Genomic DNA, 12,354 nt, shown 5'->3' with positions numbered 1-12,354 from the left:
TCACTCCTTAGAATTATGCATAAAATGTTGTTCTAACTTTCGACCAAGTAACCAAACAATAATAATTACACAAATAACGATAATCATCTTAGTTGGATTTGTAAACAATGTAGTTATATCATTGCCAAGCCAACCTATCATACCAATCATAATAAATTTAGATGTTAATAACACCCAAAAGTAATGTAGTGGCTTAATGTGTGAAACGCTTGCTACTATATTAACAACTGCACTAGGCGTGAAAGGGAAACAGAGTAAAATAAAAATAGGTATAACACCTCGCCGATCAACAAAAGAAATTAAACGTTGCGTCGTTTTGCGTGCTTTCACCCGTTGTATATATTTTAAATGCGCAAGTTGGCGAAGTGACCAAAACACTATAAAACTTCCACAAACTGTTCCTAGCCATGCAAGTATGGTACCAATGATTAATCCATAAGCATTAACATTTACTATTACAAAGACAATTATAGGTAAAATAGGTAAAAAGGCCTCGATAAATGGTAATAAAAAACCTACGATATAACCTAAATCACCAAATAGCGCAAACCATTGTTGTACCTGTTCAACTGTCATTGCATCAATCCCCATTCTTACTAATATGCTTAATTATAAATCTTCTTGCTAACAATTAAAACAATAATGAAATCTTCTCTTCATAATTCATGCTTAAGCAGTAGAACGTTATCCTAATATAGTCTTATAATGAAAAGGGAGTGGGACAGAAATCTGATTTTGAAAAAATGATTTCGTCGTCCCACCCCGGCAAGGATGACTAGTATTGAAAAAAGCTTGCTTTGAAGCGCATTTTCAATACAGTCAGCTACTGCCAAAATGAAAAGAGGCTGAGACGAATTCATTTTGTCCCAACCTCTGCATCAAAAATAACATCACATTATTTAATCGTGAATTGTTATTTCACTTATAGTCTGTTTTCTAATTCTTGTTTTTTGTCTTCGAAACCAGGTTTGCCTAATAGCGCAAACATATTTTGTTTATAAGCTTCAACACCTGGTTGGTTAAATGGATTAACACCTAATTGATAACCACTCATCGCACAAGCTAACTCGAAGAAGTATACAACGTAACCAAATGTTTCCTCATCTAGCTTAGGAATATTTACAACGACATTAGGAACGCCACCATCTGTATGTGCTAATAACGTACCTTCAAATGCTTTCGTATTTACCTCATCAATTGTTTTACCAGCTAAATAGTTCAAACCATCTAAGTCATCACTATCTTCTTCAATAGTAATATTGTGTTTTGGATTGTTAACTTTCACAACTGTTTCAAATAAGAAACGACGACCTTCTTGTACGTACTGACCTAATGAATGCAAGTCTGTTGTATAGTTTGCACTTGATGGATAAATGCCTTTATAATCTTTACCTTCTGATTCACCGAAAAGTTGTTTCCACCATTCATTGAAATACTGCATAGAAGGCTCAAAGTTAATTAACATTTCTGTTGTGTAACCTTTTGAGTATAAAATATTACGGATTGTTGCATATTGATACGCAATATTTTCATCTAAATTATCAGAAGACAATTCTTCACGTGCTTTTGCTGCACCTTGCATCATCGCTTCGATATCAATACCTGCAACTGCGATTGGTAATAAACCTACTGCAGTTAATACTGAGTATCTGCCACCAACATCATCTGGTACTACAAATGTTTCATAGCCTTCATTAGTAGCTAATTGTTTAAGCGCACCCTTTTCTTTATCAGTTGTAGCAAAAATACGTTGTTTTGCTTCTTCTTTACCATATTTATCTTCTACTAACTGTTTAAATAATCTAAATGCAACTGCTGGTTCAGTAGTTGTTCCAGATTTTGATATCACATTGACTGAGAAATCTTTACCACCTAAATATTGGATTAACTCTTGAGTGTATGTTGAAGATAAATGATTACCTACAAATACAATTTCAGGATATTCATCACTATTTCTAAATGCTGGTGTTAGCATTTCAATAGCTGCACGTGCACCTAAATATGAACCACCAATACCAATAACTACAAATACGTCTGAATGTGCTTTAACACGTTTAGCTGCTTCTAAAATACGAGAAAACTCTTCTTTGTCATAATCAACAGGAAGATCGATCCAACCTAAGAAATCACTACCAGCACCAGTACCCTCATGGATTGTTTTATGAATTGATTTTACGATATCTTTTTGTTGCTCAAGTTCATGCTTGCCAAAAAATTCTAAAGTTTTACCATAATCTAACTGAATATGAGTCATGTAAATTGCCTCCTGTAATTTTTAATTCACTATTATTTTACTAAGTTTAGTATGACTATTCAAACAACTAGCCTATCATTGTTACTTATACTAATAATGAACAAAATTATTTTATATCATTAATTGTTGCGCTATATGCAGTTTATTATACATAAATTTTAACGTATATATACATAATACTAACAAAAATGGTAATAATCACAACAAAATTGCAAATAGAGCGACTTTCACAACTTTTTGCATATTTATGTAAAAAAATGGTTTTATTTTCACTAGTTATCTGTTATTCTTAGTTATATTAAATTACAGATTAAAAATTACAAATGAGGTGGCAATATGAAACAAAAAATAGTTTTAGCATATTCCGGAGGATTAGATACAAGTGTGGCAGTAAAATGGTTAATAGATAAAGGTTACGATGTTGTAGCTTGTTGTTTAGATGTTGGTGAAGGAAAAGATTTAGACATCGTCTATCAAAAAGCTTTAGATATGGGTGCAGTTGAATGTCATATCATAGATGCTACTGAAGAATTTAGTGATGAGTATGTAGCATATGCAATCAAAGGTAACTTAATGTATGAAGGTACATATCCTTTAGTATCTGCATTATCAAGACCTTTAATTTCTAAAAAATTAGTAGAAATTGCAGATAAAACGAATTCAGTTGGTATCGCTCACGGCTGTACAGGTAAAGGTAATGACCAAGTACGTTTTGAAGTAGCAATCAAAGCTCTAAATCCTGAATTAAAAGTCTTTGCTCCGGTAAGAGAATGGGCTTGGAGCCGTGAAGAAGAAATCGATTATGCTCTTAAACATAATATTCCAGTACCTATCCAACAAGACTCTCCCTATTCAATTGACCAAAATTTATGGGGTAGAAGTAACGAATGTGGTATTTTAGAAGATCCATATGCGGCACCACCAACAGATGCATTTGATTTAACAAATGAATTAGAAGATACACCAAATCAATCAGAAGAAATTATTTTATCTTTTGAACAAGGATTACCGACTGCTTTAAATGGTGAAAACTTGTCATTAAGTAAATTAATTTTAAAATTAAACAAAATTGCTGGTAAACATGGTATTGGCAGAATCGACCATGTTGAAAATAGATTAGTAGGTATTAAATCTAGAGAAGTATATGAAACACCAGGAGCAGAAGTAATTATCAAAGCCCATAAAGCGTTAGAAACAATCACTTTAACGAAAGATGTAGCACATTTTAAACCAGTTATTGAGAAACAATTTTCTGAGCAAGTGTATAATGCTTTATGGTTCTCTCCATTAACAGACAGCTTAAAAGTATTTGTCGATAGTACACAACAACATGTTACAGGTGAAGTAAGAATCAAACTTTATAAAGGTAATGCTATAGTCAATGGCAGAAAATCACCTTACACATTATACAACGAAAAATTAGCAACTTATACAAAAGAAGATGCTTTCAATCAAGATTCAGCAGTAGGTTTCATTGAAATCTTTGGTTTACCGACACAAGTCAACTCTATGCTACACGGAGGTTACCACAATGAGTGAGAAAGCTTGGGGTGGTAGATTCAGCGAACAACCAGAAGATTGGGTCGATGAATTCAATGCTTCCATTCATTTTGACAAAACACTTATTAAGCAAGATATACAAGGTAGCATTGCACATGCGACAATGTTGGCAAACCAAGAAATTATTACTGCTGATGAAAGCAAACAAATTATTGAAGGCTTAAATGACATTCTTCAAGATTATTTAAATAACCAAATTACTTTCGATGTATCATTAGAAGATATACATTTAAACATTGAACACGAATTAATTAAGCGTATTGGTGACACTGGAGGTAAACTTCATACAGGACGTAGTCGTAATGATCAAGTAGCAACAGATATGCATTTATATACAAAAGCTGAAGTAGAACAGCTAATTAAACTGATTACTTCCTTTCAAACAAGTATTTTAACAGTGGCAGAAAATCATATTGATACTATCATGCCTGGTTACACTCATTTACAAAGAGCGCAGCCTATATCATTTGCACATCATATATTAACTTACTATTGGATGTTAAGCCGTGATAAATCTCGATTTGAAGATAGTTTAAAACGTATAGACATATCTCCTTTAGGTGCTGCTGCTTTAAGTGGTACGACCTATCCAATAGATAGACATGAAACTCAATCATTATTAGGGTTTAGTTCGCTATATGAAAATAGTATGGATGCTGTAAGTGATCGTGATTATATTGTCGAAACGTTGCATAATATATCATTAACGATGGTTCACTTGTCTCGTTTTGCGGAAGAAATTATTTTTTGGTCTTCTGCGGAAGCAAACTTCGTGACGTTATCCGATGCTTTTTCAACTGGTTCATCAATTATGCCTCAAAAGAAAAACCCTGATATGGCAGAGCTTATAAGAGGTAAAGTTGGTAGAACAACTGGTCATTTAATGAGTATGTTGATGACATTGAAAGGATTACCACTCGCTTATAACAAAGATATGCAAGAAGATAAAGAAGGTTTGTTTGATGCCCTTCATACATTAAAAGGTTCACTGCGTATTTTTGAAGGAATGGTCGATTCAATGACTGTTAACGTTGAACATTTACAACAAACTGTGAATAATGACTTTTCTAACGCCACTGAACTCGCAGATTATTTAGTAACTAAAGATGTACCATTTAGAACTGCACACGAAATCGTAGGAAAATTAGTATTATGGTGTATTCAAAATAATAAATATTTACTTGATGTCCCTTTGTCAAAATATCAAGAGGCACATCCATTAATAGAAGATGATATTTTTACATTCTTAACACCTGCAAACTGCGTGAGTCGCAGAATTAGTTACGGTTCTACAGGTCAAGAAGCAGTTAAACAGCAAATTAAACAAATTAAAGCACAACTGAAATAATTATATAAAAGCATAAAAATCATTTATTGAAATGGTTTTTATGCTTTTATTATTTTAGTTTAATATTTATAACTTAACAGCTAATGTAGGAGTGCTATTATGAATACAGCACAACGTCTTATCGCATGTAGTTTAGCAATTTTAAGTATTAGCTATTTCTCTAGTAAATAACGCTCGCACCTCTCAACACCCCTATCCTTAAAAGTCCTCACAAATTAAAAATGCTAAGTTAGGTGTTAATGACATATGTACAACTTATCTAGTTATTTATAATGCAGTTATCGGTAATGACCGATAATTATCATCTTTGTAATAACATTCTTTAAGCTGACATTACATTATTAACAATACTTCGTATCTATTTACTTATTGTAAACATTTTTATACTTTTTTAACCTTCTTTAATTTATTAATTGTTTTTATTTAACTTAAATTAAAAAGGTGTAAAATATATTTATTTTTTAATCTGTTTTTTGTATGGTTAATATACAGTTTATTATGAGGAGTGAAGGTATGAAATATACAAAACGATTATTTGTCAGTGGTTTTTCAATTTTAGCTCTATCAAGTTTTACAACCCCAGATATCCAAGCAAATAGTAACAATGCGAATCAGCAAGCTACACAACAAGTTAACCAATCATCACAAGCAACTCAAAACAAAGCATATCGTGCTATACATAATCCAACAGGTGAAAAATACACAACAATTGCACATCGTGGTGCGAGTGGCTATGCCCCTGAACATACTTTTGCAGCTTATGACAAAAGTCATAATGAAATGGGTGCATCATATATAGAATTAGATTTACAAATGACAAAAGACGGTCATTTAGTAGTTATGCATGATGAAACATTGGATCGTACTACTAACGGAACTGGTAGGGTCGATGAACATACTTTAAAAGAAATTAAAGAACTTGATGCTGGAAGTAAATTTAATGCCAATAATCCACAATATGCCGACCCTTCATATGACGGCCAAAAAGTTCCAACACTAGACGAAGTGTTAGAACGATATGGCAGTAATGCTAATTATTATATTGAAACTAAATCACCAGATGTCTATCCGGGTATGGAAGAAAAATTATTAGCTTCATTAGATAAGCATCATTTACTGACACAAAATTCTTTATCAAACGGCCATGTATTAATTCAATCATTTTCACAAGCAAGTTTACAAAAAGTCCAAGCGCAAAATGCTAATATCCCTTTAATCCGCTTACTTGATAAAGGTGAATTACCTAACTTAACTCAAGCAGATTTAAATGCAATTAGAAGTTACGCCATAGGTGTAGGACCTGAATATACAGATTTAACTAAAGACAATGTGAAAAACTTAAAAAAAGCAGGACTACTCGTCCATCCATTTACAGTCAATACTAAAGCAGATATGGAAAGATTAAATAAATACGGTGTTAATGGCGTATTCACAAATTATCCTGATGTCTACGAACAAGTTATTGCTAATGATAAATAACGATACTTGCACTATAATAATATAAATTTATAACAATACTTGTGCCTTCATAAATGGCGAAGTCATCATTTTTTGAACAAGCGAAATAGTATACTATCAACTTACGATAGCAAAAAGAGGGTAGAACATATTTTGTTCTACCCTCTTAATTATTTATAAGTATAAGGCTTAAGCCCATCCACGATAACGTGCCGCTTCTGCTGTACGCTTAAGTCCGACAATGTACGCTGCTAAGCGCATATCAATTTTACGATTTTGTGATAACTCATAAATCGTATCAAATGCTGTAATTAATTTTTCACGTAATTTTTCATTAACTTCGTCTTCTGGCCAATAATAACCTTGGTTATTTTGTACCCATTCAAAGTATGAAACTGTTACGCCACCCGCACTCGCTAGTACGTCAGGTACAAGTAAAATACCGCGTTCAGTTAAAATCTTAGTACCTTCTGGCGTTGTAGGTCCGTTAGCTGCTTCAACAACTACATCAGCTTTAATATCATTTGCATTATCGCCTGTAATTTGATTAGCAATTGCTGCAGGAACTAAGATATCACAATCAATTTCAAATAACTCTTTATTAGAAATTGTATCTTCGAATAAATTTGTCACAGTACCAAAACTGTCTCTTCTATCTAATAAATAATCAATATCTAAACCTTCTGGATCATGTAATGCACCATAAGCATCGGAAATACCTACAATTTTAGCACCTAAGTCATATAAGAATTTAGCTAAGAAACTACCAGCATTACCAAATCCTTGTATAACAACTCGTGCACCTTTAACATCCATGCCTCTTCTTTTGGCTGCTTGTTCAATTGCAATAACAACACCTAAAGCTGTAGAACGATCGCGTCCTTGTGAACCACCAAGTACAATTGGTTTACCTGTAATAAAACCTGGTGAATTAAATTTATCAAGTGAGCTATACTCGTCCATCATCCAAGCCATAATTTGTGAGTTTGTAAACACATCTGGCGCTGGTATATCTTTTGTTGGACCAACGAATTGTGAAATTGCGCGTACATAACCACGTGATAATCTCTCTACTTCATGGATACTCATTTGACGTGGGTCACATATGATTCCACCTTTACCTCCACCATAAGGTAAATCAACAATGCCACATTTTAGTGTCATCCACATAGATAACGCTTTAACTTCTTCTTCATCCACATCAGGGTGGAATCTTACGCCACCTTTTGTTGGACCAACTGCGTCATTATGTTGTGCACGATAACCAGTAAATGTTTTAACAGTCCCATCATCCATTCGTACTGGAATTCGTACTTGTAGGAATCTAAGTGGTTCTTTGACTAAATCATACATACCATCATCAAATCCCAATTTGTTTAAAGCCTCTTTAATAATACCTTGCGTAGAAGTCACCAAATTATTATTCTCAGTCATGATTCATTTCGCCTCTTTTTCGTAACTAATGATTTCGCTTTCATTGCTAATTGTAACATAACTTTTGCCTTTTTAAAGGGATTAAAAAAAGTTATATATCAAATTTTTTTATTATTCAAAAACGTTTTTCACTTTGTCTAATGCTAGGTCTAATTCTTCTTTTGTGATGACTAATGGTGGTGCAAATCTAATTACAGTATCATGTGTTTCTTTACATAAAATGCCTTGCTCTTTTAATGCTTCACAATAAGGTCTGGCATTTTCATGTAATTCAATGCCAATAAATAAACCACGACCTCTAACTTCTTTAATCGCTGGGTGTTCAATCTTTTGTAATTCCGCTTTAAAGTATTCCCCTAGCTCTAATGAGCGACCTGGTAAATCTTCATCGACAATTACATCTAATGCTGCTAATGAAGCTGCACAAGCTAATGGGTTACCACCAAATGTTGAACCGTGTGAACCTGGTGTAAATACGCCTAAAACTTCTTCATCTGCTAGCACAACTGAAATTGGGAAAACGCCTCCGCCTAAAGCTTTTCCTAAAATATAAACGTCTGGCTTAACATTATCCCAGTCTGTTGCAAACATTTTACCTGAGCGTCCTAAACCTGCTTGAATTTCATCAGCTATAAATAATACATTATGTTCGTCACATAACTCTCTAATTTCTTTTAAGTATCCTTCTGGCGGTACATTTATTCCCGCTTCACCTTGGATAGGTTCAATTAAGATTGCTGCAGTATTATCATTGATTGCTGCTTTTACAGCTTCGATATCTCCAAAATCAACTTTACGGAAACCATCTAATAATGGGCCATATCCACGTTGATATTCTGCTTCTGATGATAAAGATACAGGTGCCATTGTACGGCCATGGAAATTACCATTAAAAGCAATGATTTCTGCTTGATCAGGCTCTATTTTTTTCACATCATATGCCCAACGTCTTGCAGCTTTTAATGCCGTTTCTACTGCTTCAGCTCCTGTATTCATTGGTAATGCTTTATCTTTACCTGCTAATTTACAAATTTTTTCATACCATGCTCCTAAGTTATCACTATGAAAAGCACGTGATACAAGCGTAACTTTATCTGCTTGATCTTTTAATGCTTGGATGACTTTAGGATGACGGTGACCTTGGTTAACTGCTGAATATGCAGCTAACATATCCATATATTTGTTACCTTCTGGGTCTGTTACCCATACCCCTTCAGCCTCAGAGATTACAATTGGTAGAGGAACATAATTGTGCGCTCCGTAATGATTTGTAAGCTCAATGATTTCTTCTGATTTTGTCATGATATCTCCCCTTTAAAAAATTTATGGCAATATTGCCTCTATAATTCATAACATTAGCATAACGTATTTACCGTGTTACTGAAACTATTTTCCTAAAAAATCCCTGAAATACTCTTTTTAGGATAAAACAGTGCACTACAAAATATGTATTGATCCGGTTATGACGCTAGTTAATCGTCTTTAAAAGGCAAAACAATCTAACTAAGTTTTATCTATCTTTGCTTTTCAAGATATATTTTTATGTTTTATATATGATTATTTACTATTTTAAAATGGGATATTGTCGACAAATAAAAAAGAACATTAACAATGCATGAATTTTATCGAATGACCTTCATATTGAAAGTCGCTTCCGATAATATAATCATACATCATTAATGTTCTATATAGTTATTGTAGTAATGCTATTTATTTACCATCTTTTCTTGGTAATGGGTAAAAGCCTTGGTTGAATTGTTCCCATAATTTTGGTGGTAAATGGTGTTTATCTTCTCTATTTGGATCAAAGTATGAAATGATTTCATCTTCTTTACCTTCTTCAATTTTACTAACAAATTGATAATCCAATAATATTCCTCTACCTAATGCCAATAGTTCGATTTGTTTAGTGTTAATTGCTTCTAATGCTTGTTCAGCAGTAAATATAGAACCTATACCAATTAATGGCATACGGCCATCAATCCATCGATGTAATAATTCTATACGTGTTTCTTCCGCATATTTGCCTTCTCTAGTTTTAGAGTGCACATCCATTAAAGATACATGTAAATAGTCTAATGGTTTTTCAACTAAAGTTTTAACTAATGATTCAGTGATTTCCATACTAATTCCTGGAGATTCTGCTTCTTCTGGAGAAAATCTATAACCAATAATAAATGAGTCATCGGCATATTGTTTTTTAACATTAACCACTTCATCAACGACTTCGCGAGCAAATTTGAATTTATCCGTGCCCCATTCATCTGTACGACGGTTATAATATGGAGAGACAAATTGATGAATTAAATAATGGTTCGCACCGTGAATTTCAACACCATCGAAGCCTGCTTCTATTACTCTACGTGTAGCTTCGCCGAATGCTTTTATCGTTTCTAAAATTTCGTCATGTGTAATTTCACGTGCATGGTGTTCTTCTGTCTCACCAAAACTTTTCATACTAATTGGACTTGGTGCAGCCACGTCTCCATTTGGTGTCCAGTTTGGTAATGATTGCGCTCCACCATGATGAATTTGTACTACGGCTTTAGCGCCATTCTTTTTCATCACGTTAGCTAATTTTTTTAAACCTTCTATATCAGTATCGTGTGCTACTGACGGTTGACCTGGAAATGCTTTACCTAAATCTGTAACATTACTCGCTGCAGATATTGACAAACCAACATCTTGTGAACGTTGTTCCATATAGTTTATTTCGTCTTCGGATACCGTCCCATCATCATGCGATGTTACGTGTGTTAATGGAGCTAACACAAATTTATTTTTTAATTGTACTTTATTAGGTAACTCTACTGTTTCAAATAAAGTTGCAAATTTTTCATTCATTACTTACTTCCTCCTAATTAATGATTTCAACACTATAACATTGTTATTATGCTTGCACTATTTTAATGCTTGTTCATTTTACCGTAAAAAATTCACTTCACATAATAATATGCTTGCGCATACATGTTTATATATAAAATAAAATCAAAAAACTAACATTTCATGCAGAAATGTTAGTAGTACAAGAGTATTACTCTTGCTTCATAGTGTCTTTGGACTGTTTAATCCAACCTGGCATACGTTCTTTAATTGTTTGAAACCCGTATTTTTCGGTTTCTTTAATTTCATCCAATACTGATTGCTTTTCTTTCTTACGTTCATAATTTTTAAAATAATCATTATCTTTTAATGACAAATTAAGCTTACCTTCTTTATCGATGGAAATAACTTTTGCCCGGACAACTTGTCCTTCGGATAAAAACTTTTTTAAATTATGGACGTAATCATCCATAATTTCAGAAATATGAATCAGACCTTCAGTATTATCTGGGGTTTCAACAAATGCGCCATAAGGCTGAATACCAGTCACACGTACTTTAAGATGTTGACCTACTTTGTAGTGATTATTCAACGTGAGAACCCCTTATTTCGTTTTACTTAACAATAATATAATAGCATAAATTACTAAACTAGACTAATATTACGATAGAAAAATTACTATAAATTGTTGATATAATAGTCATCAAAACAATTAAACCCTTATAATAAAAAGAGCCATGTTCAGATTTTGTTCTGAACATGGTTCTTTCACATTGTATTTTCTATTAATGCACAATACTATCATGTAATAAACTTCCGCATCTCACATAATAGAATGTAACAAGCTCATCCATTTATTTCGATCTTACTTTTATTTATCCTCTACATCAATTGAATCAATAGTGATGTCATGTAAAGGCTTATCTTGTGGACCTACTTTCGTACTTGCAATATCTTCTAGCACGCTTTGACCTTCAATAAGTTGGCCGAATACTGTATGTTTTTGGTCTAACCATGGTGTACCACCTTGTGTACGGTAAGCTTCAACTATTGGTTGTGGCCATCCACCATCTGCAAGTTGGTTAATCATTGATTCCGGTACTTCTTTCATTTGTACAATGAAAAATTGTGAGCCGTTTGTATTAGGTCCTGAATTGGCCATTGATAATGCACCATAAATATTAAATGCTTCTAATGAAAATTCGTCTGCAAATGGTGCGCCGTAAATACTTTCGCCACCCATACCTGTTGCAGTTGGGTCGCCACCTTGTACCATAAAATCATTAATTACACGGTGGAAAGAAATACCATTGTAATAACCATTTTTAGCATGTGTTACAAAATTTTCTACTGTTTTAGGTGCAACATCTGGTAATAACTTAAATGTCATATCTCCTTTATTTGTATGCATTACAAGTTTTATTTCATTATCTTTTACTTCTGTATCTAATTGAGGATAGTTCGTCATTTTCATTCT

At 33.3% G+C, this 12,354-nt stretch carries 10 protein-coding genes; 3 read left to right on the top strand and 7 right to left on the bottom strand.

Annotation, left to right across the window (positions count from 1 at the left end; all coding sequences use genetic code 11):
• Both CD036_RS05210 and CD036_RS05205 read right to left on the bottom strand, forming a co-directional pair.
• The gene (locus tag CD036_RS05210) at positions 1-576 is read right to left on the bottom strand and encodes a TVP38/TMEM64 family protein (RefSeq protein ID WP_002509338.1); all 576 of its coding nucleotides are present in this window, start codon (positions 574-576) and stop codon (positions 1-3) included.
• Between the two features lie 346 nt (positions 577-922).
• Complete coding sequence (locus CD036_RS05205; RefSeq protein WP_103388117.1) at positions 923-2,254, bottom strand: glucose-6-phosphate isomerase; 1,332 nt, start codon at positions 2,252-2,254, stop codon at positions 923-925.
• Between the two features lie 336 nt (positions 2,255-2,590).
• Here CD036_RS05205 and CD036_RS05200 point away from each other — a divergent pair, with 336 nt between their 5' ends.
• The 3 genes from CD036_RS05200 (at position 2,591) to CD036_RS05190 (ending at position 6,641) form a co-directional block, all read left to right on the top strand.
• Positions 2,591-3,793: an argininosuccinate synthase gene (locus tag CD036_RS05200; RefSeq protein ID WP_002509340.1), complete on the top strand. Its 1,203-nt coding sequence runs from the start codon at positions 2,591-2,593 to the stop codon at positions 3,791-3,793.
• A complete protein-coding gene (argH, locus tag CD036_RS05195) occupies positions 3,786-5,162 on the top strand; it encodes an argininosuccinate lyase (RefSeq protein WP_103388116.1) in 1,377 nt (458 codons plus the stop codon). Before CD036_RS05200 ends, argH begins: the two co-directional genes overlap by 8 nt.
• 513 nt (positions 5,163-5,675) lie before the next feature.
• A complete protein-coding gene (locus CD036_RS05190; RefSeq protein ID WP_103388115.1) occupies positions 5,676-6,641 on the top strand; it encodes a glycerophosphodiester phosphodiesterase in 966 nt (321 codons plus the stop codon).
• Positions 6,642-6,809: 168 nt separating this feature from the next.
• Here the strand turns inward: CD036_RS05190 and CD036_RS05185 are convergent, their stop codons facing one another.
• From CD036_RS05185 to CD036_RS05165, 5 genes are all read right to left on the bottom strand, one after another.
• The gene (locus tag CD036_RS05185; RefSeq protein WP_002509343.1) at positions 6,810-8,054 is read right to left on the bottom strand and encodes a Glu/Leu/Phe/Val family dehydrogenase; all 1,245 of its coding nucleotides are present in this window, start codon (positions 8,052-8,054) and stop codon (positions 6,810-6,812) included.
• 111 nt (positions 8,055-8,165) lie between these two features.
• Positions 8,166-9,356: an ornithine--oxo-acid transaminase gene (locus tag CD036_RS05180; RefSeq protein WP_002509344.1), complete on the bottom strand. Its 1,191-nt coding sequence runs from the start codon at positions 9,354-9,356 to the stop codon at positions 8,166-8,168.
• 408 nt (positions 9,357-9,764) lie between these two features.
• The gene (locus CD036_RS05175) at positions 9,765-10,898 is read right to left on the bottom strand and encodes an NADH-dependent flavin oxidoreductase (RefSeq protein WP_002509345.1); all 1,134 of its coding nucleotides are present in this window, start codon (positions 10,896-10,898) and stop codon (positions 9,765-9,767) included.
• 190 nt (positions 10,899-11,088) lie between these two features.
• On the bottom strand, positions 11,089-11,469 hold the full coding sequence (gene ygs / locus CD036_RS05170; protein ID WP_002509346.1) for a S1 domain-containing post-transcriptional regulator Ygs: 381 nt from the start codon (positions 11,467-11,469) through the stop codon (positions 11,089-11,091).
• Between the two features lie 279 nt (positions 11,470-11,748).
• Entirely contained in the window at positions 11,749-12,345 is a 597-nt protein-coding gene (locus CD036_RS05165) for a peptidylprolyl isomerase (RefSeq protein WP_002509347.1), read from the bottom strand.
• Positions 12,346-12,354: the final 9 nt, after the last annotated feature.

The sequence above is a fragment of the Staphylococcus arlettae genome (assembly GCF_002902345.1).
Lineage (GTDB): Bacteria > Bacillota > Bacilli > Staphylococcales > Staphylococcaceae > Staphylococcus > Staphylococcus arlettae.
The sequence above is the reverse complement of the archived record's forward strand: the minus strand, read 5'-3'. Positions and strand labels throughout refer to the sequence as shown.

What these genes read in the sequence shown, in the direction of transcription:
- CD036_RS05210 (WP_002509338.1), bottom strand. Translation starts at nt 576, where the DNA reads ATGACAGTTGAACAGGTACAACAATGGTTTGCGCTATTTGGTGATTTA.
- CD036_RS05205 (WP_103388117.1), bottom strand. Translation starts at nt 2,254, where the DNA reads ATGACTCATATTCAGTTAGATTATGGTAAAACTTTAGAATTTTTTGGC.
- CD036_RS05200 (WP_002509340.1), top strand. Translation starts at nt 2,591, where the DNA reads ATGAAACAAAAAATAGTTTTAGCATATTCCGGAGGATTAGATACAAGT.
- argH (WP_103388116.1), top strand. Translation starts at nt 3,786, where the DNA reads ATGAGTGAGAAAGCTTGGGGTGGTAGATTCAGCGAACAACCAGAAGAT.
- CD036_RS05190 (WP_103388115.1), top strand. Translation starts at nt 5,676, where the DNA reads ATGAAATATACAAAACGATTATTTGTCAGTGGTTTTTCAATTTTAGCT.
- CD036_RS05185 (WP_002509343.1), bottom strand. Translation starts at nt 8,054, where the DNA reads ATGACTGAGAATAATAATTTGGTGACTTCTACGCAAGGTATTATTAAA.
- CD036_RS05180 (WP_002509344.1), bottom strand. Translation starts at nt 9,356, where the DNA reads ATGACAAAATCAGAAGAAATCATTGAGCTTACAAATCATTACGGAGCG.
- CD036_RS05175 (WP_002509345.1), bottom strand. Translation starts at nt 10,898, where the DNA reads ATGAATGAAAAATTTGCAACTTTATTTGAAACAGTAGAGTTACCTAAT.
- CD036_RS05165 (WP_002509347.1), bottom strand. Translation starts at nt 12,345, where the DNA reads ATGACGAACTATCCTCAATTAGATACAGAAGTAAAAGATAATGAAATA.